The organism is Vibrio sp. CCUG 15886 (genome assembly GCF_028570825.1).
In the GTDB taxonomy this organism is placed as follows: Bacteria; Pseudomonadota; Gammaproteobacteria; order Enterobacterales; family Vibrionaceae; genus Vibrio; species Vibrio vulnificus_B.
On the sequence record NZ_JAQQBT010000001.1, the window covers coordinates 776,393 to 794,363 of the forward strand.

Annotated in this window: 19 protein-coding genes; 13 read left to right on the forward strand and 6 right to left on the reverse strand. The window is 47.8% G+C overall.

Going from position 1 to position 17,971, the window contains the following annotated elements; translation table 11 throughout:
* The first annotated feature begins 158 nt into the window (after window positions 1-158).
* From PQQ36_RS03290 to PQQ36_RS03315, 6 genes are all read left to right on the forward strand, one after another.
* A complete protein-coding gene (locus PQQ36_RS03290; protein ID WP_045595939.1) occupies window positions 159-1,424 on the forward strand; it encodes an amino acid deaminase in 1,266 nt (421 codons plus the stop codon).
* Window positions 1,425-1,520: 96 nt separating this feature from the next.
* Window positions 1,521-2,384 carry a MurR/RpiR family transcriptional regulator gene (locus PQQ36_RS03295; RefSeq protein ID WP_011081539.1) on the forward strand — a complete coding sequence of 288 codons (864 nt, stop codon included), beginning with the start codon at window positions 1,521-1,523 and terminating at the stop codon, window positions 2,382-2,384.
* Between the two features lie 245 nt (window positions 2,385-2,629).
* Window positions 2,630-3,580, forward strand: a complete 951-nt coding sequence (locus PQQ36_RS03300) for an HlyD family secretion protein (protein WP_060534222.1) — start codon at window positions 2,630-2,632, stop codon at window positions 3,578-3,580.
* A 3-nt stretch (window positions 3,581-3,583) separates the two neighbouring features.
* A complete protein-coding gene (locus PQQ36_RS03305) occupies window positions 3,584-4,510 on the forward strand; it encodes an ABC transporter ATP-binding protein (RefSeq protein WP_111436942.1) in 927 nt (308 codons plus the stop codon).
* Window positions 4,507-5,604, forward strand: coding sequence for an ABC transporter permease (locus tag PQQ36_RS03310; RefSeq protein WP_111436941.1), 1,098 nt, complete (start codon window positions 4,507-4,509; stop codon window positions 5,602-5,604). Before PQQ36_RS03305 ends, PQQ36_RS03310 begins: the two co-directional genes overlap by 4 nt.
* Window positions 5,605-5,684: 80 nt before the next feature.
* Window positions 5,685-6,626, forward strand: coding sequence for a Gfo/Idh/MocA family protein (locus PQQ36_RS03315; RefSeq protein WP_273660326.1), 942 nt, complete (start codon window positions 5,685-5,687; stop codon window positions 6,624-6,626).
* A gap of 81 nt (window positions 6,627-6,707) precedes the next feature.
* Here the strand turns inward: PQQ36_RS03315 and PQQ36_RS03320 are convergent, their stop codons facing one another.
* Window positions 6,708-7,337 carry a TetR/AcrR family transcriptional regulator gene (locus PQQ36_RS03320; RefSeq protein WP_040110933.1) on the reverse strand — a complete coding sequence of 210 codons (630 nt, stop codon included), beginning with the start codon at window positions 7,335-7,337 and terminating at the stop codon, window positions 6,708-6,710.
* A 192-nt stretch (window positions 7,338-7,529) separates the two neighbouring features.
* Here PQQ36_RS03320 and PQQ36_RS03325 point away from each other — a divergent pair, with 192 nt between their 5' ends.
* The gene (locus PQQ36_RS03325) at window positions 7,530-8,549 is read left to right on the forward strand and encodes an MBL fold metallo-hydrolase (protein ID WP_181388637.1); all 1,020 of its coding nucleotides are present in this window, start codon (window positions 7,530-7,532) and stop codon (window positions 8,547-8,549) included.
* 132 nt (window positions 8,550-8,681) lie between these two features.
* Here PQQ36_RS03325 and PQQ36_RS03330 read toward each other — a convergent pair whose 3' ends face one another.
* Complete coding sequence (locus PQQ36_RS03330) at window positions 8,682-9,170, reverse strand: hypothetical protein (RefSeq protein WP_111437394.1); 489 nt, start codon at window positions 9,168-9,170, stop codon at window positions 8,682-8,684.
* A gap of 552 nt (window positions 9,171-9,722) precedes the next feature.
* On the opposite strand from PQQ36_RS03330, the gene dmeF reads away from it, so the two are divergent.
* Together dmeF and PQQ36_RS03340 are read left to right on the forward strand one after the other, a co-directional pair.
* Window positions 9,723-10,652, forward strand: a complete 930-nt coding sequence (dmeF, locus tag PQQ36_RS03335) for a CDF family Co(II)/Ni(II) efflux transporter DmeF (RefSeq protein ID WP_111437396.1) — start codon at window positions 9,723-9,725, stop codon at window positions 10,650-10,652.
* Window positions 10,652-11,068, forward strand: a complete 417-nt coding sequence (locus PQQ36_RS03340; protein WP_011081548.1) for a MarR family winged helix-turn-helix transcriptional regulator — start codon at window positions 10,652-10,654, stop codon at window positions 11,066-11,068. Before dmeF ends, PQQ36_RS03340 begins: the two co-directional genes overlap by 1 nt.
* Here the strand turns inward: PQQ36_RS03340 and PQQ36_RS03345 are convergent.
* Both PQQ36_RS03345 and PQQ36_RS03350 read right to left on the reverse strand, forming a co-directional pair.
* Window positions 11,056-11,475 carry a VOC family protein gene (locus PQQ36_RS03345; protein WP_061057986.1) on the reverse strand — a complete coding sequence of 140 codons (420 nt, stop codon included), beginning with the start codon at window positions 11,473-11,475 and terminating at the stop codon, window positions 11,056-11,058. The genes PQQ36_RS03340 and PQQ36_RS03345 overlap by 13 nt on opposite strands.
* A gap of 29 nt (window positions 11,476-11,504) precedes the next feature.
* Window positions 11,505-11,933, reverse strand: coding sequence for a VOC family protein (locus PQQ36_RS03350; RefSeq protein WP_045622767.1), 429 nt, complete (start codon window positions 11,931-11,933; stop codon window positions 11,505-11,507).
* Between the two features lie 242 nt (window positions 11,934-12,175).
* Between PQQ36_RS03350 and PQQ36_RS03355 the strand changes: the two genes are divergently transcribed.
* Complete coding sequence (locus PQQ36_RS03355) at window positions 12,176-13,711, forward strand: DEAD/DEAH box helicase (protein WP_111437073.1); 1,536 nt, start codon at window positions 12,176-12,178, stop codon at window positions 13,709-13,711.
* 64 nt (window positions 13,712-13,775) lie between these two features.
* Here PQQ36_RS03355 and PQQ36_RS03360 read toward each other — a convergent pair whose 3' ends face one another.
* Together PQQ36_RS03360 and PQQ36_RS03365 are read right to left on the reverse strand one after the other, a co-directional pair.
* Window positions 13,776-14,183 carry a ribosome recycling factor family protein gene (locus tag PQQ36_RS03360; protein ID WP_273660327.1) on the reverse strand — a complete coding sequence of 136 codons (408 nt, stop codon included), beginning with the start codon at window positions 14,181-14,183 and terminating at the stop codon, window positions 13,776-13,778.
* 2 nt (window positions 14,184-14,185) lie between these two features.
* A complete protein-coding gene (locus tag PQQ36_RS03365; protein WP_273660328.1) occupies window positions 14,186-14,572 on the reverse strand; it encodes a hypothetical protein in 387 nt (128 codons plus the stop codon).
* Between the two features lie 177 nt (window positions 14,573-14,749).
* Here PQQ36_RS03365 and PQQ36_RS03370 point away from each other — a divergent pair, with 177 nt between their 5' ends.
* The 3 genes from PQQ36_RS03370 (at window position 14,750) to PQQ36_RS03380 (ending at window position 17,793) form a co-directional block, all read left to right on the forward strand.
* On the forward strand, window positions 14,750-15,256 hold the full coding sequence (locus PQQ36_RS03370; RefSeq protein WP_273660329.1) for a GNAT family N-acetyltransferase: 507 nt from the start codon (window positions 14,750-14,752) through the stop codon (window positions 15,254-15,256).
* 228 nt (window positions 15,257-15,484) lie between these two features.
* Entirely contained in the window at window positions 15,485-16,813 is a 1,329-nt protein-coding gene (locus PQQ36_RS03375; protein ID WP_103200766.1) for a sphingomyelin phosphodiesterase, read from the forward strand.
* Window positions 16,810-17,793 carry a chromosome partitioning protein ParA gene (locus PQQ36_RS03380; RefSeq protein WP_273660330.1) on the forward strand — a complete coding sequence of 328 codons (984 nt, stop codon included), beginning with the start codon at window positions 16,810-16,812 and terminating at the stop codon, window positions 17,791-17,793. Before PQQ36_RS03375 ends, PQQ36_RS03380 begins: the two co-directional genes overlap by 4 nt.
* Window positions 17,794-17,971 lie beyond the last annotated feature (178 nt).

Consider the following 17,971-nt stretch of genomic DNA (forward strand, 5'->3'; position numbering starts at 1 on the left):
CTTTAACCTGATGCCATAGTAAATCTTGCTAAAAAATAATCAGTGACAAAACACACAAATAAACACGAAAAGTTTGATACTTTCTATCACAAGATCTATTTTAGAAACAAACAAACTCAAAATATCAATTACTTAAATCATGTTAGAAGTAGATAGCCATGAAAAAACCTTATGAAAATCATGATAGAAACTATCATAACTTTGTTATTCAACGCCCCACTGCTGGTGAAAAAAGCCAAGCAATTCAACCTCAAGCATGCAATTTATCGTTGGACGAAGTGAGCCTGCCGAGTGCGGTGATTCATGCGTCTGCACTCAACAATAACCTTAAGTGGATGCAACAGTTTGCCAATCACCACCACGTGAAACTGGCCCCACACGGCAAAACCTCCATGACGCCCGATTTCTTCCGCCAACAACTTGAACATGGCGCGTGGGGCATCACCGTTGCCACCGCGGCGCAGGCGGAAGTGGCTGCCATGGCTGGGGCGAAAAACATCATCATCGCGAATCAACTGGTGGGCAAAGCCAATATGGCCATCATCAGTCAACTCATCGAAGATCCTGAGATTCACCTGTACTGCTGCGTGGATTCATCACGGAACATTCGCGCCCTTTCGCACTTTTTTGCCCAACGCCAGCAAACACTTCATCTTTTCATTGAATTGGGAGTGAATGGCGGCCGTTGTGGCTGTCGAAGCGAAGCGCAAGTGCTTTCACTCGCTAACGAAATCCACTCACTGCCTCATTTGGCGTTGGCAGGCATCGAGGTGTACGAAGGGGTGATTCATGGTGAAAATGCTGAGGCAGAGATTCGCCATTTCTTGCAGAATGCGATCTCTTTGGCTCGCAAGCTCAAAAGCGCTCAATTGATCGCATCACAGCCAATCATCACTGGTGCGGGCTCAGCTTGGTATGACGTTGTGGCGGAGCAATTTAGCGGCTTTACCGATCTCACCCCCGTCATTCGCCCTGGCTGCTACGCCATCCATGACACAGGAATTTACCAAACCGCACAGCAAAACGTGATGCAAAGAGCCCAACAAAATCAGGGCGTCGCGTGCGATCTTGGTGGGGATTTGCTCTCTGCGCTTGAGCTATGGGCACATGTTATTTCTCGCCCAGAACCAACGCGTCTTGTGGTGGGCATGGGTAAACGCGATGTGGCATTTGATGCTGGCCTGCCCACGTTAGAAAACGCGTTTCGCGACGGTCAACCACTGTCAATACCTGCTGGCGTGACATCAACCGCGATCATGGATCAACACACGTTTGTCGAGATCCCGGCAGAGTGCAAACTCGATGTCGGCGATATTCTGGTTTTCTCCACCTCTCACCCTTGCCTCACCATCGACAAATGGCGCGCGTTGGCCATTCGCGATGATCACTATCAAGTGAGCCACTGGGTAGAAACCCGCTTCTGATGAATTTATGCGACGTGAAAGCAGCAACTTAGTGCAAATTACGCTATTCTTGCGACCGCAGTTTTACTGCGGTCATTGGCAACGTAGGACAATCCCTTGAGTTTAGAAGTCGATATTATTTCTCAAATTACCGAACGTTTTAGCGCATTACGCGAGGCAGAAAAGAAAGTCGCCAAATTGGTGATGGATGACATTGAAACCGCCGCCAATGCGAGTATTACTGAACTGGCCCAGAGCGCCGATGTCAGCGAGGCCACCATTACGCGCTTTGCCAAAGCGATTGGTTGTAAGAATGTGCGCGAAATGAAGATCAAACTGGCGCAATCACTCACCGTGGGCCAACGATTTATTCTCGAACCGCCCGATCAAAGTGGCTATCAAGTAATTTACGAATCCATCAAACAATCACTCGATATCAACCGCGCTTTGATTAATGAACAAGATATTGATCAAGCCGTTGAGTGGCTCTATGGTGCAAGACAAATCATCAGTGTCGGCATGGGTGGTGGTTCCACCATTGCGTCTCAGGAACTGCAACATCGCCTGTTTCGTTTGGGCTTTGCCATTGTTGCCTACCACGATGGTTTAATGACGCGCATGGTCGCCGCTACCGCGGATGCTAATGACGTCATGGTGTTGATTTCAGCGACAGGCTACACCCCAGTGATCGTTGAGACGGCGCAACTGGCTCGTGATTACGGCCTGAAAATCATTGCCATCACCCCAAAAGGCACCCCATTGGCTGAACAAGCGAACGTGGTTTTGCCGATAGAGCATCACGAAACGGATTTTATCTACAAACCTTCCGCCTCGCGTTACGCCATGCTGGCCCTTGTCGATGTGCTTTCGATGGCGTTAGCAGTGAAAAACAAACGCCGCTCACGTGACAAACTGCGCCGCTTAAAAGTGGCATTAGACTCACATCGCGGCGGCGGGGATAGGCAGCCTTTGGGTGATTAGGCACAGCCAGTAAATCAGATAGAGCGACATTCCGTGTCGCTCTATTTATGTTCCTCCTGCGAGCTCAATCCCGTTTCTCACCTTAAAAATCACATCAATTCAAACCCTTACTATACTCATGAGGGCAAATGTATTTAATTCATCACTTGATGAATATTTGCAGAATTAAGTTGCTAGAGCAGCCACCACCCCCAGCGTTACACTGTTGACTGATTAACCACTACCGTTACTGTTAGGACGATCGCATGCGAAACCGACTGATCTGCGTATGGGCTTTACTTGCCCTCACCGCTTGCACGACCGAATCCACGCCTCAAGCACTTGGCACACTTGAGCGTGACCGCGTCACCTTTACCGCCACCGCCAATGAGATCATTCGAGAGCTTCCCATCAAGGAAGGTCAGATGGTTTCGCAAGGCGATGTGCTGGTTAAGCTCGATAGCAAAAATCAACAAGCCGTCTTAGCCCGTGCCCTCGCTGAACAAAGCAAAGCGCAAGCCTATCTACTCAAGCTCACTAACGGTGAACGACCAGAGGACATTGCTTCAGCGCAAGCTCGCGTTGCCCGCGCCGAAGCGCAGTTAATCGAAGCGCAGAAAACCTTCAAACGTAAATCGGAACTGGTGGCGAAAAAGCTCATCAGTCAGTCAGAAAAAGACACCGCTCTCGCACAGCGAGATTCGGCAAGAGCGGAACTGGATTCCGCCAATGAAGAGTTCAGCAAACTGACCGCAGGCTCACGGCCAGAAGACATCGAACAGGCCAAGGCGCAACTGGCCGCCACTCAAGCCGATGTGGTCTTACAGCAGCAGAAACTCGACGAACTCACCATTGTTGCGACCCGAGATGGCATTCTCGACAATCTGCCTTATAACCTAGGGGAGCGCGTGCCCGTCAGCGGCATTGTGGCGGTGATTCAAGCCAATCGCATTCCTTATGCGCGCGTCTATGTGCCTGCCACTTATCGAGTGAACTTCGTGCCCGGCAAACAAGTGACTGTCCATGTCGATGGCGTGAGCGATCCTCTGCAAGGCACGGTGCGTTGGGTGGCGAACGAAGCCTCTTTCACGCCCTATTACGCCCTCACCGAGGAAGAGCGTTCACGCTTGATGTATTTAGCGGAAGTGGATCTTACTGAAGCTGCGCGCGCCCTCCCTTCCGGCGTGCCAGCACAGGTCGATCTCAACGGAGAGTAAGCCATGGTTGAATACGCAATTCAGGCGCAAAACGTAGTGAAAAAATTTGGCGATTTCACTGCCATCGACAACATCACGCTGAACGTGCCGAAAGGCAGCATCTACGGCTTTCTTGGCCCAAATGGTTGTGGAAAATCGACCACCATCCGTGTTCTCACCGGGCTACTCAGCCCGAGCGAAGGCAACGTTGATGTGCTCGGTTTGGAAATTCCCAAAGAGTCAGAAAAACTCCGCTTGAAGATCGGCTACATGACGCAAAAGTTCTCTCTTTATGATGACCTCACGGTGGAAGAAAACTTGCAGTTCATTGGCCAGATTTTTGGTATGGACAAGAAAACCCTAACTCAGCGGATCAATGAGCAGCTCGCCACTTATGGCTTGGATCAACGCCGCAAGCAACGGGTTTCCGGGATGAGTGGCGGCCAAAAGCAGCGCCTTTCTCTGGCCGCGGCGACCATGCATAAACCCGAGCTGCTGTTTCTTGACGAGCCCACCTCGGCGGTTGACCCCGAAAACCGCCGCGAGTTCTGGGAGCAGTTGTTCGATCTTTGTGACCAAGGCACCACCATCTTGGTGACCACACACTATATGGATGAAGCGGAACGCTGCCACCGACTTGCCATTATGGAAGCAGGTTTGATTCGCGCAGATGGGGCCCCTGAAGAGCTCATGGCGCAAATGGGCGTTAACATTGTTGAGGTCAAAGCGGACAACTTACGTGCGTTAAAAGAACAGTTATTGCCTTTGGCAGAAGTGCGTTCTGCAGCGCAACTGGGCATTCGCTTACGCGTCTTGATCGATCAAGGTGTTGCAGACCCAATTGCGTGGCTAAGAGCCACGTTTCCTCGTTTACAAAACGCAGAGATGAACCTTGCCAGACCAAGTTTGGAAGATGTGTTTGTGTCCGTAACAGGAGAAGGCCGCCAATGAATGCGCTCTATCGAATGAAAGCGATTATGGTCAAAGAATTTCGCCAACTCTCGCGCGATCGCATTACCTTTGGCATGGTGGTGATGATTCCCCTGATCCAACTGCTATTGTTTGGCTATGCGATTAATACCGACATTCGCGACATTCCTGTCGCGGTGGTGGATCAAAGCGAAAGTACCGCTGGGCGCATTCTCACCGAGTCGGTCAAAGTCACGCAAGTGGTCAGTGTGACTCAACGCTACGCCACCGCGGAAGAAGCCGAGCAAGCGATTCAAGATGGCATCGTACGTGCTGCGTTGATTTTGCCGAACGATTTAACTCAACGCATGGCGCAAGGCCGACCGTTAGGTCAATGGATTGTCGATGGTTCCGATACCATGATCAGCGCGGCGATTCTTGGTTTACAAACGATGCCACTGACAGATTTTGATTTTCAGATCCGCCCGAAACCAACACAAACCTTTGAAGTGGCGCTCTACTACAACCCAAGCCGCCGCTCAGCAGTGAACATTGTTCCCGGGCTACTTGGGGTCATTCTCACCATGACGATGATTTTGTTCACCAGCGCCGCCATTGTGCGTGAGCGAGAACGCGGAAACTTGGAACTGCTGATCACAACGCCAGTGCGCTCGTTTGAACTGATGGTGGCAAAGATCGTCCCATACATTTTTGTCGGCTTGATTCAGGTGTTCATCATCTTAGGGCTTGGACACGTTATTTTTGGTGTCCCTATCAATGGTTCCGTTGCGCAAATATTGTTGGGTACCTTGTTGTTTATTGCCGCCAGCCTCACCTTGGGGCTGGTGATTTCCACCATCGCCAACACACAGTTGCAAGCCATGCAAATGACGGTTTTCATCTTGCTGCCTTCCATCTTACTTTCGGGCTTCATGTTCCCCTACGAGGGCATGCCCGTGGCGGCCCAGTGGATTGCAGAAGTGCTCCCCGCCACCCACTTCATGCGGATGATTCGCGGCATTGTCTTGCGAGGTGCGGATTTGTTCGACCTGTGGCGTGACACTTTATGGATGATTGGCTTTACTTTGCTTGGGCTGATCGTTGCCTCGACACGCTTCAAGAAATCGTTGGATTAATACGCGACATGGTGTTCAATTGTCACGAGGGGCGTTCGTTCCCCTCGTTCTAACGCTCGCGACCAACAACAAGGATTACCATGAAAATTGCAATGATTGGCTTAGGGGATATTGCGCAGAAAGCATATTTGCCCGTGATCACTCAAATGGCGGATATCGATCTGGTGCTCTGCACACGCGATGGCGCGCTGCTTGAACAATTGGCCAAACAATACCGAATTGCGGAATATTGTAGTGATTACCGTCAGCTCACCAAAATGGGCATTGATGCGGTAATGATTCACGCGGCCACCAGCGTGCACGCCGACATTGCAGGCTATTTTCTTAAGCAGGGCATCCCAACGTTTGTCGACAAGCCACTGGCAGACAACGCTCACGATGTTGAAACGCTGTATGAAATCGCCCATCAGCACGGCCAGCCTCTATATGTCGGGTTTAACCGTCGCCATATTCCTCTCTTCAATCAAACCATCCCTGAACTCGACACCACAAATAGAGTAGGCAAGGGATTGGAGGCGCTGCGTTCGCTGCGTTGGGAAAAACATCGACTCGATCTTCCAGGTGAGCTACGTACTTTTCTGTTTGATGATTTCATCCACCCTCTCGACAGCGTGAATCTCAGTCGTCAAGCCGATCTGCAAGAGGTTTACCTAACCTACCAAATGGCGGGCACTCAACTCGCGCGAGTGGATGTGCAATGGCAAGCTGGAGAAACCTTGTTGCACGCATCGATGAACCGTCAGTTTGGTGTCACCACAGAACGTGTGGCGGCCAGCTATCAAAACCGCGCCGTTGAATTTGATTCATTTTGTGAAGGCCACCTTTGGCAGCAAGGCCTGCAAACTAAGTTGGCGTTAAAGGATTGGACACCAATGCTCACCAGTAAAGGCTTTACACCGATGCTCAGAGATTGGGTCAAGGTGGTGGAGCGTGGTCAACTGGCCAGTGAGATTGTGGAACGGAATATCGCTAGCCATCAATTGGCAGAGGCGATCTACCAAAAGATCGCCAAAGCGTTGTAACACGGCGTACACGCTAAAGTCTGCTGACCCTGTGAATCTGCGGCGATCGTATCGCCGCATTAACTTGCGGAAATCTCGCCTTTACTTACCGGGCTCTTCACTCACCGCATAATGACTTAAAAACAGCGCTGCGGTGTTTTTTGCCAGCGCTTCTCCTTGTTCAGCCGTGAGCGGTTCGGCGCTGCCAATAAGCTGCGGCCAAAAGGCGCTGCCTTTGATCAAACTGTGAAGCTGGGTTCGAGCGAGTTCCACGCTCTCTAGCTTCAAACGACCTTTTTTATCTTGCTCTGCTAGCCACGTGTAGAGTGCGGTGTCTTGTTTCGACATGCTGCTGGTTTGCGCTTTCAGCTCTTCTGGCTTAAACAAGAAATGGCCTAATGCCACCTTCGCCATATCTAAATAACTGGGCTGAGCAATCACATTGATTTCTTGGCACAGCAAACTCACCAGTTGTTCCTGCAAAGGTCGTTTACTGAGCGCAACCAACTCATCCTCCGTGATCGTGCTCTTCCATAAAACGGATAGCAGCTCCATCACCAAGGCTTCTTTTGAGGAAAAATGGTTATAAACGGTTCGTTTCGACACCCCTGCTAACGCAGCCAGTTTATCCATACTGGTGTTTTGTACACCAAATTCCAAAAACGCTTGTTTCGCTGCCGTGAGTATCGCCTCTCGCTTTTCTTCACTTCGCGTCTTTTTCTTTTCAATCATGGTGTTACTGCTCAGGTTGTCGAAAGATGTGATTATTTTACACCAAGTAGTTTACTTTTCACGCCCAAAATGTAAACTACACCGAGTAGTTTACATTAAATCACTCTCTTTTGTGGTGAGAAGGACGATGAAAACACAATGAACAAACGACTTATCAAAATCACTTTTTTGACTGTGTTAGGAGCTATTGCCATGAGTTCGATCTTCACCGCCTGCTCGACTGCTGAGGCAGAGAAATCCCTTTATCCAAAGACATTTCGTAATAGTGACCCCAATTTCAATGGCGGTTCTGACCTCTTTGAAATCGTCAAAGCGTACTTCACGACGAAACGAGCTGCACCGAAACCCACATTTGCACTGCCAGTGCATAGCATCACGACGGAACAGTTGCTTGAGGAGCAGCAAGATGTGCTCTATCGTCTTGGTCACTCAAGTGTGCTGATGAAGTTGGACGGTCAATTGGTAATGACGGATCCGGTATTCAGTAAACGCGCCTCACCTGTACAGTTTTTTGGCCCTGCCCGCTTTCACCCAACTCCAATTGAGCTCGATGGGCTGCCAAACATCGATGTGGTTCTCATTAGTCATGACCACTATGATCATCTCGACAAAAACACGGTCAAAACCCTGGCGAGCAAAGTGGGCGTTTTTCTTGTGCCATTGAAAGTGGGCGTGATCTTGCAAGAATGGGGCGTGGACAAGCACAAAATCGTTGAGTTTAATTGGTGGGAAAGCCACGTAGTCAACGGAATTGAGTACGTATTCACGCCTACCCAGCACTTTTCAGGCCGAGGATTAACCGACAGTAACAGCACCTTGTGGGGAAGTTGGGTCATTCGTGGCCGTGAGAAAAACCTCTTCTTCAGTGGTGACTCTGGCTACTTTGATGGGTTCAAAACCATTGGGGAAAAATACGGCCCGTTCGACCTCACCATGATCGAAACTGGCGCGTACAACAGTTTGTGGTCGAACATTCACATGTTCCCTGAAGAGAGCGTTCAAGCGCATCTTGATTTGCAAGGCCAGAAAATGATGCCAATTCACAACAGCACCTTTGATTTGGCAATGCACGATTGGCATGAACCGATGGAAAAAGCGCGACAGATCAGCGAAGAAAAAGGCGTGACGATGATCAGCCCAGAGATTGGTCAGCGCCTTGTGCTTAATGAAGAATCACCACTCAAACCGTGGTGGTTAGAAGATAACGGCTAAAGCCACACATGGAGGATGCAGGCACGCACGACCAAAGTGACTGCATCGCACCTTAACCAGCAAACCAATCGTAAACTGGGAGTGCTGGGAGTGCTAGGCGTACCAAGGCTCTCTGGAATGCCTTGTATGCCATTATTCTTCAGTAACTTTTTCAAATAAGCCTAGTACATCAAAAGGCTTTGAAAAAAAGTCATTCGACAAAATAAACGCTTTGGATTCTTGGTCTAGTGATTCAAAGTTGACTTTTTGAGAATGGTCTACACTAAACGTCAATTTTTCAGTTGATTTTATTAGATTGATTGTTGTTTCTCTAGAAGAGTTGCTTTTCACATAAAGCAGTACATAGGCCAAATTTTTCTTTTGCTCCAACGTGCATTTTTCCATCGCCAAATAATTTACGTAGGGCAATATTGAAAAGAAAGAATCCGATTTATCTTTTAAGTATGAAATCGTACTTTCACTTGGCTTGTTTTCTAACGCTATTTTTCTACAATGCTCAATTTTTTCACCTAAGGTTGAAATTGATAAATTCAAGTCAGAATACATTTGTTCTTCTATATCCGCTTTTGCAAAAAACGGCAAAAACATCAATAAAAAACCCAAAAGCAAAACATTCCTCATAGTTTACACCCATCAGAAATAGCTTTCCAAAATCTGTATTGCTTCCTATCAGAAGTGTGATACTGCTTGATAAGTCGCTATATCATATATTTGATTTAACTTAATCGTTTCAAGTTCACGGTTCGATTTTGTTTATTTATTCTTATACATCACAGTTTGAAACACAGATATTTTTCTGATATAAACTGAACCACTTACATCTTAAATAAACTCCCATCAAATACTTTGAATATAAAAATACCACATTGCTATCTAATTAATAGATTTCATTAATGATAAATTATATTCAAGATCTCACATCGAAAACTATAACTACAACACCTGGACACTTTTCCATTTAATATATCCTCCATAAATTTTTAGGATAATATGTTACTACACTTTAAGGGTGATTATTTGTTAATAAATGCGAATGCGATCGTAAATGCACTTTATTGCATAAATTGCACCTCAACCACCGATAACCGACGCAACAAATCGTTGACTTACTTTGACAATCAAACTAAATTGACTTTCAAATATTTTGACTATCAAACAAATGGATTTTCTTTTATGTCTGCTTGCTCTCAAAGCCACCGATTTACCGCACACAATCAACAGGGTGAAAAACGCACTTTTTACGTTCTTTTACTCACCCTTTTTACTATGGTGGCGGAAATTGTTGCGGGTACCCTTTACGGCTCCATGGCGCTACTGGCTGACGGTTGGCACATGGGGACGCACGCAGCTGCCTTTTGCATCACCCTCTTTGCGTATCGCTATGCGAAAAAACACGCGCACAGTGCTCGTTTCTCTTTTGGCACGGGGAAAGTCAGCGTGCTTGGTGGTTTTACCAGCGCGATTGCTTTAGGAATCGTCGCCTTGCTGATGGTGGTGGAATCGGTTCATCGCCTATTTAATCCTGAAAGTATTCAATTTAATGAAGCGATCTTGGTGGCAGTGGTTGGATTATCCGTCAATGTCGCCAGTATGTTCTTGCTGCATGATCACCATCATCACGATAACGGTGATCATCATCATGAACATCACCACGAACATGATCATGAACATGCGCATGAGCACCATCACGACCACAATCTGCGCGCCGCTTATCTTCATGTTTTGGCGGATGCCCTCACTTCAATCTTGGCCATTGCGGCCCTCATCATTGGTAAGTTCTATGGTTGGATTTGGCTCGATGCATTGATGGGCATCGTGGGTGCACTGGTGATTGGTAAATGGACCTTCGGACTGGTGAAACAAACAGCGCCCATTTTGCTTGATGAAAGCATTGAATCGAATTACATCGAGCAGCTTAACCAAACGTTAAGCCCTTATGCCACCGTGACCGACTTACATGTGTGGCGGATCAGCGGCCACCATTACGGCGCGATCATCAGCTTGGTGGATCACAGCGAAACCTCGTATGAGGAATATAAACACATGCTGGAAAAATTTGATAAGATTCACCACCTCACGTTGGAACTGCAACCGGCCAAGTAATGCGAAATTTAGAAAAACTCAATCAAACTCTGACTGAATTCTACGACAAGATGTCTTCGTGGGAGCAATCGGTGGTGAAAGAAACCGGCTACTCATTGGCACAAATTCACACCATTGAAGTGCTCGGCTGTCACGGTGCGTTGCGAATGAAAGAACTGGCAGAAAAGCTTGGCATCACGACAGGCACACTAACGGTGCAGATAGAAAAACTGGTCAAAGCAGAGTTGATTGAGCGCTGCGCACTCCCAGAAGATCGACGTGCCATCGTGGTCAAGCTAACAGAAGCAGGACAAGTGATTCATCGCCAGCACAATCAATTGCATCTTGATTTGGTTCGCGAGCTCACACGCCATATCGACGAAGAGCAGCAAGCACTGCTGCTCTCTTGTCTTGAGAAGATGAATCAAGAGTTTTGAGGTTTTAGCTCAACCGTATTGCCCTCTGGATCGGAGAGGTAAATGGAACGGCCAAATCCCTGCGCGCCATAACGATTGGCGAAATCTTCCACCTTCACCCCGTGTTGAATGAGAAAGTCGAGGATCTCTTGCTCATCTTTAGGGGTAATTTGCAAACAGAAATGATCCAGATTTCGCCCTTCTTGCTCGGGAGCTCTGCCGCCTTGTCGCCCGAGCTTGCTGTCCACCGTGACCAGATCAATCAGTGCACTGCCTGCTCGCAACTGAGTTAAGCCAAACTCGGCCACTTCACGCTCAACAACACAGCCTAAAATATCGCAATAAAATGCTAGCATCTTGGGCAGATCCACCACCCTCAGCACAATGTGATCAATCGCTTGCAACTGAATTGGCCTCGCCTTCTCCATGACGTTTCTCTCCTTTTGGTTATTTTTGGTTATAGCGTGTAATCGTTTTTCAGATCATTTTCTTGACTAAAGTACTCAACAAATTCGAACTGGAAACCATGATCTTCGAGATAGTAGACGCTCTTGCGATGTGGATGATCGCCACCCCAATGATCTAAAGCGTAGCCCGCTAACGCGAGTCGTTCGACCACCGCATCCACATTGGGTACCACGATACCAATATGCTTTACCCCCGTGAAAGCCGTTGTCCAATTCGCAGCATCCCCCTCTCCACCAGTGCTGATGGCGATATAACTGTGTTCATCGCCAACATGGAACCACTCAATCGCGCGGCCAAACCAGTTGTCTAACTTGCCCCCGCCACGTACTCGCCATTCGGGAATCGCACTGGTTAAGAAATGAATGGTTTTCTGCGCATCAACCACCGACATGTTGGCGTGTTCTACATAACTTTTCATCATTTTGCTCCTTGCACTTAACTAACAAGGAGCAGCCTAAAACCTCAAGTTAAATTGAGGTAAAGGACGAATTTAAAGACGAAAACAGAAAAGAGAGATTGATCACACAAAGATTCCCAAATGACGGATTTCGAGAAAGGAGAATTATCGGTTGAAGTCCCCCCTTAAAAGCCTCAGAATGTCGCACTTTTGGCCGATAGCGAAATCGTCGGCCCTGACTTTACTAATATAGAGAATCATACATGGGTTTTACCTCCTTAGGTCTGTCTGCACCAATCCTTAAAGCTATTCAGGAAAAAGGCTATGACACCCCTTCTCCCATCCAATTGCAGGCCATTCCTGCTATTTTAGAAGGCAAAGATGTCATGGCGGCGGCACAGACAGGAACAGGTAAAACTGCGGGCTTCACGCTGCCTATTCTTGAACGTCTGGCAAAAGGGCCACGTGTGCGCGCAAACCACATTCGTGCGCTTATCTTAACGCCGACCCGCGAATTAGCCGCGCAAGTACAAGAAAACGTCTTTATGTACAGCCGCCACTTGGATTTAAACAGTGCGGTGGTGTTTGGTGGTGTGAAAATCAACCCACAAATGCTGCGCCTGCGTAAAGGTGCTGATGTGTTGGTGGCAACACCAGGCCGCTTGTTGGACTTGTACAGCCAAAATGCAGTGAAGTTTGATCAGCTCGAAGTGCTGGTACTGGACGAAGCCGACCGCATGTTGGATATGGGTTTCATTCGTGATATCCGCAAGATTCTGGCTTTGTTGCCAGCAAAACGCCAAAACCTGCTGTTCTCAGCCACGTTTTCTGACGAAATTCGCGAACTGGCAAAAGGCTTGGTGAACAACCCTATCGAGATTTCAGTTAACCCAGCCAACTCAACGGCTCGCACCGTAGAGCAATGCATCTACCCAGCAGACGTAAAGAAAAAGCCAGCGATGCTTGCCAAGCTGATTAAAGACGGTGACTGGCGACAAGTACTGGTGTTTACTCGCACCAAGCATGGCGCAAACCGCCTCGCGGCTTTCCTTACCGATCAAGGCCTGACTGCCGCCGCTATCCACGGCAACAAGAGCCAAGGTGCACGTACCAAAGCGTTGGCGGATTTTAAATCAGGCGAGGTTCGCGTATTGGTAGCAACCGACATCGCCGCACGCGGTATCGACATTCCTCAGCTTCCTCAAGTCGTGAACTTTGAGCTTCCAAAAGTGGCGGAAGATTATGTACACCGCATTGGCCGTACTGGCCGCGCCGGTGAAACGGGTAAGGCAATTTCTCTAGTATGTGCGCTCGAAGCGCCTGAATTGTTTGCCATTGAGCGTTTGATTCAAGAAGTGCTACCTCGTAAAGCGCTGGAAGGTTACACGCCAACCAACGCAGTACCAGAGTCTAAACTGGATACGCGCCCAATTAAGCCGAAAAAACCGAAGAAGCCAAAGAAACCGAAAGCACCTAATGCGGAAGCAACAGGCGGTGAGGCGAACAGTAAAGGCAGCCAAAAGGCGAAAGCTGCAGACAAACCTCAAGGGCAGAACCGTGGTAATGGTAATGGCAAAGCCAAACGTCAGTTCTCTGCGCCAAAAGAAGGTAACAATGATTCAGCCAACAAAGGTAAGAGACCAAATACAAAGGGCTCGAAACCTGCGAACAACGCGAATGGCAAAACACACGGCAAGCCAAGTCACGCCAAACCAAACAGCGCGAAAACTGGTAACAGCAAGCCTGCTAATGGCAAGCCTTCGGCTCAACGTCGTAAGCCACGTCCACAAAGTGCTTAACGGTTAAAACGACAAGAGCCACACATTGTGGCTCTTCTCTTATTCCTCTCCCCATCATCCCCGCTTACAAACTCTCAGCAGAAAAGCGTGCACTCCTTGCTTGTGATAAGCTGCAGTGCGTTTGCGACATCAACTCCGCCAAGGTAATCGCCGGATTTTCCATCACCAAACGCTGTAATTTGTCTTCCAGTGGCTCCAGCTTCTCGCTGTGTGAAGCCAACGCCAATTGCATTTTTTTGACTAGATAGCTGGCCGAGTTTTCTTCCAAGCGCCTTACTTGGTCATAAAACGCCTGAAGTGCTAAGGCTTCGCCAGCAATTTGCCAATGGCGAGATCGACGAACGCGCTTAAGTTCACAACCATGATCCGCCGCCACGCTTTTCAAGTGCTTTGTCGTCTCCCCACCAATACGATGAATCAAGGACGGCAAAGCAATCACAATGATAGTGTCTGCTGTTTGCTTTATTTTCACTGCTATTCTTCACTGTCCTTCACAATGTCATCATTCGACGTCAGTAGATAACTCACATGGCCTTGCTCACCGAGAGTAAAAATCCAGACACTATTGTCCGATTCAAATCGATATTGGTTTGCGGTCTCTAAAGGCTGTAGCTGGCTAAGAAACTGCGCCATTTCTTTCTCTGCAATGACAAACGAACCTTGAGAGGTGTTGTTGTCCAGATCATTCGCCACTTCAATTTGCGTGGTCGACACAGGCAGAACATCTGGCAGCCACCCTCTTTCAAAGAGTCGATCCGCTTGAGCCTGCTGGTAATTATCATAGTGACTTTGAACTATATCAGAGCAGCCTGCTAAAACGAGGAGCAAAAGAAGAAAACGCGCTTTCATTGGTCTATCCATTTATTTCAGTGATAACAAGCGAGCAAAAATCGCCAAAACATTCAGCGAAATTGTATAAGAAAAACGACTTGGCGTTTGTACCGCTCTGTCAAAGATTGGTAAGAACTAAACTGCTTTTCTCTATTGATAATAAGGCGTACAGTGCCAACGCATTTAAAAACAATGAGGAAGATTAGCATGGCACTATTGTGTGAAACCGAGCGTTTGATTGTTCGCCATTTTGAGCTTAGTGACAGCGATTTCATCATCCAACTGCTCAACCAAGCGTCGTTTATTCGCTACATTGCTGATAAAAAAGTGCGCACCACCGAAGATGCGATTCAATACCTCACCAACGGCCCCATCGCCAGCTACCAACACTACGGCTTTGGTTTAAGCATGGTGGTGCTCAAAGCGTGTGGCACACCTATTGGTATGTGCGGTGTGCTAAAACGACCAGAGTTGGAACACCCAGATCTCGGCTACGCGTTTTTAGAAAAACATTGGCGCCAAGGCTATGCAGAAGAAGCCGCCAAAGCAGTATTGGCAGACGCTTTTGAACGGTATCAGTTGGAGCAGATTTTGGCCGTCACACTACCAGACAACCAAGCCTCCAATGGGTTATTGCAAAAACTCGGCTTTAGCCAACTTGGCACTAAAGAACTCTATGGCATGGAGAATAATTTATACGGCATTGTGGGTTAGAGCCTGCGTTGAGCCATGCCATCACAACCGTTTCAACTTATCCCTTTTAGAAAATTAGAAGGCCTCGCTACATCCTTATCGCCTTCTGATTTACTTGTCTTGCCAAGGAACAAAGATCACAATTATTTAACATTTATCCGCAAACACACTTCTGTCATCCATATTTAACGTGTGAGTAATATTTATAAATAAGAATAATCGCTCTAACCTAACTTATGGATAAGAAAGATGAAAATAACGCAGTGGAGTCTGATCCTTACAGGCTTAATCGCAATGCCTGCTCTAGCAGATACCGACGTTTACCTAACGAACAACTCTGATCAACCGTTAACCATCCAAGTCAAACACGATGGCAGCGACTTACTCAAATATGGTGATGAGTGGCAACAGCATGTGCAAACCCTTGGCCCTTGGGAAACCAAATCAGTTCTTAGCTTTAACCGCTGGGACGGCGTGAAAACCAATCATACCTACCACTTTGAAACCGTGGTCTCTAACCCGAAAGGCGAAAGTATTTCCCTCAATCAGGTAATGAGGGGGCACTGGTATAACTCTTCGATTCAATATGGGGTTAGCGCAGCCGACGTCAATTTGGCTCTTAAAGATGACCGCAATGTTCATCGCTCGCCGACGTTGGCGTTTGGTGAGCGTGAAGTGGAGTTAGCGTTTAAATCCTCCGCCACCGCCCGTTATGATGATCTTCACTACACCATCACACCAAGCAAGGTCGATGAGATGGCCGATGACAACGATCAGCATCTTAAGATCATGACATACAACATCTGGGCTCTGCCTGCGATTGCGTCCCATATTGGTGAGCGTTTTGAGCTCATCCCAGACTATGTTAAAGGCTATGATGTGCTCGCATTACAAGAGGTTTTTGCCAATGGCCGCGATGCTTTTTTGCGTGAACTCGCCAAAGAGTACCCCTATCAAACCAAAATGTTGGATAAGGATGGCTTTAACATTTATGACGGTGGCGTGATCATTGTCAGCCGCTATCCGATTGTGAATCAGGCGCAGTTTGTTTTTCCTGATTGCACAGGTACCGATTGTTTTGCCGATAAAGGGGTAAATTACGCTGAAGTGATTAAAGGCGGTGAAGCCTATCATGTGTTTGCCACACATACCGCGTCATACGATACCGATACTGCGCGCGACTACCGCCAGCGTCAGTTCAAACAGATGCGCGCCCTCGCTCAGTCATTAAAGATTCCGGCCAATGAGACCGTGGTATACAGCGGCGACTTCAACGTCAATAAGCGTAAGTTCCCAAGTGACTATCAACAGATGATCGCCAACTTAAGCGCGATTGAACCGCACTACTCAGGCTACACCGAATCAACATTTGATCCTCGTATCAACAATTTTGCAGGCGAGCCTCTCTCTGGTGGCGAGAACGTGGAATATCTCGACTACGTCATGGTGAGTAACGAGTACGCAGTGAAAGGCGATAACAGCAACCGTGTAGACATCCCCCGCTCAACGGCAGAAAGCTTATGGAAACACTATAACCTTTCAGACCACTTCCCAGTTTCTACCGTGATCAAGCCATGATGCGTACCATCATCCTTGTTTTTGTCATCACCCTGTCCGCGCTTACCGCGGGCATGGTTTTTATCACGCTGTTCTCTGGTAACGAGAGTAATGCCGCCACTTCTGCTCAACGAGTGGAGGCCACATCATCTCAGAGTGTAGACACCATTCATCATCAACCAACAGACACGCTGGTTGCCACTAATGTCAATAGCGTTTCAGCGCGAAAGCAAACAGATAAAACATCGTCAAGCGAGTTACTGGCGGAAAGCCTCCACCAAGCTCAAGGTCGAGAATTGATTGCTGAACTGGATGCCTTTTGGCGCGAATGCCAACCAGAGAAACGATGCGAAGAACAATTGATGGCGTTATCGCCTTATCTCTCGGCAGAACTGTTTGCGCTACTCTCTCAATACCCAGAATTGAACGCACAATGGCAACGCCATTTAGGCGATCTGCTATTTGACGAACAGCAAGCCTTAAGCGCTCGAATCGCGCAACTTAAAGCACAAGCGAGGGAGATTTGGGGCGAGTTGGCAGATATTCTGTTTGCCGATGAGTTCGCGCTTTACGATTTCAGTCTCGACACCGAATCCATTCGCCAAAGCGATCCCGAAGAATTTGTAGCCAGTTTTCAGCGTTTGATGGAGCAGTGGCAAAACCGCGAACAATCATTAGGGCTAGTGAGTGATAGTGCCAAATATGAACGAGGTATTTCGCTCATCCCAAGTCATTTTAGCGATGCAGAGCAAGCCGCTATTCGTCAAACTCTGGAGCAAACTTATCTGTCCAAAGAAGAGCGTGCCAATCTTCAAGCTCGTGAACAAACGGTCGCTAAGCAACAACAGCAAGTACAAGACTACCAAACCGCCCTTGCTGAGCTACAATCGCGCCTTATCAAGCAAAGAGCCACCAGCCATGCAGAATGGACTGAATCTGACTGGCAAAATTACTACCAACAGCAAGTCAGTGAATTTCGCCGCACGTTTTTCCAAAGATAATGTAAAAACGTTCTTATACTAAAAAGAAAGAGTTGCGCTTCACTCTTCGAACATCACACAGATGCAATGGCGCGAAATGACCTTACGAAAGTTCGCTCGCCAGATTATATTGAGTTCAACTTCTGAACAACGGTAACAAACGATGAGTTCTTTTCTCAAACCTTCGTTTCCACCTTTT

Excerpts from the sequence above, each read along its gene's own strand:
- PQQ36_RS03355 (WP_111437073.1), top strand. The coding sequence starts at position 12,176 with ATGGGTTTTACCTCCTTAGGTCTGTCTGCACCAATCCTTAAAGCTATT.
- PQQ36_RS03350 (WP_045622767.1), bottom strand. The coding sequence starts at position 11,933 with ATGAAAAGTTATGTAGAACACGCCAACATGTCGGTGGTTGATGCGCAG.
- dmeF (WP_111437396.1), top strand. The coding sequence starts at position 9,723 with ATGTCTGCTTGCTCTCAAAGCCACCGATTTACCGCACACAATCAACAG.
- PQQ36_RS03320 (WP_040110933.1), bottom strand. The coding sequence starts at position 7,337 with ATGATTGAAAAGAAAAAGACGCGAAGTGAAGAAAAGCGAGAGGCGATA.
- PQQ36_RS03315 (WP_273660326.1), top strand. The coding sequence starts at position 5,685 with ATGAAAATTGCAATGATTGGCTTAGGGGATATTGCGCAGAAAGCATAT.
- PQQ36_RS03290 (WP_045595939.1), top strand. The coding sequence starts at position 159 with ATGAAAAAACCTTATGAAAATCATGATAGAAACTATCATAACTTTGTT.
- PQQ36_RS03375 (WP_103200766.1), top strand. The coding sequence starts at position 15,485 with ATGAAAATAACGCAGTGGAGTCTGATCCTTACAGGCTTAATCGCAATG.
- PQQ36_RS03380 (WP_273660330.1), top strand. The coding sequence starts at position 16,810 with ATGATGCGTACCATCATCCTTGTTTTTGTCATCACCCTGTCCGCGCTT.
- PQQ36_RS03330 (WP_111437394.1), bottom strand. The coding sequence starts at position 9,170 with ATGAGGAATGTTTTGCTTTTGGGTTTTTTATTGATGTTTTTGCCGTTT.
- PQQ36_RS03370 (WP_273660329.1), top strand. The coding sequence starts at position 14,750 with ATGGCACTATTGTGTGAAACCGAGCGTTTGATTGTTCGCCATTTTGAG.
- PQQ36_RS03345 (WP_061057986.1), bottom strand. The coding sequence starts at position 11,475 with ATGGAGAAGGCGAGGCCAATTCAGTTGCAAGCGATTGATCACATTGTG.
- PQQ36_RS03310 (WP_111436941.1), top strand. The coding sequence starts at position 4,507 with ATGAATGCGCTCTATCGAATGAAAGCGATTATGGTCAAAGAATTTCGC.
- PQQ36_RS03305 (WP_111436942.1), top strand. The coding sequence starts at position 3,584 with ATGGTTGAATACGCAATTCAGGCGCAAAACGTAGTGAAAAAATTTGGC.
- PQQ36_RS03325 (WP_181388637.1), top strand. The coding sequence starts at position 7,530 with ATGAGTTCGATCTTCACCGCCTGCTCGACTGCTGAGGCAGAGAAATCC.
- PQQ36_RS03340 (WP_011081548.1), top strand. The coding sequence starts at position 10,652 with ATGCGAAATTTAGAAAAACTCAATCAAACTCTGACTGAATTCTACGAC.
- PQQ36_RS03365 (WP_273660328.1), bottom strand. The coding sequence starts at position 14,572 with ATGGATAGACCAATGAAAGCGCGTTTTCTTCTTTTGCTCCTCGTTTTA.
- PQQ36_RS03300 (WP_060534222.1), top strand. The coding sequence starts at position 2,630 with ATGCGAAACCGACTGATCTGCGTATGGGCTTTACTTGCCCTCACCGCT.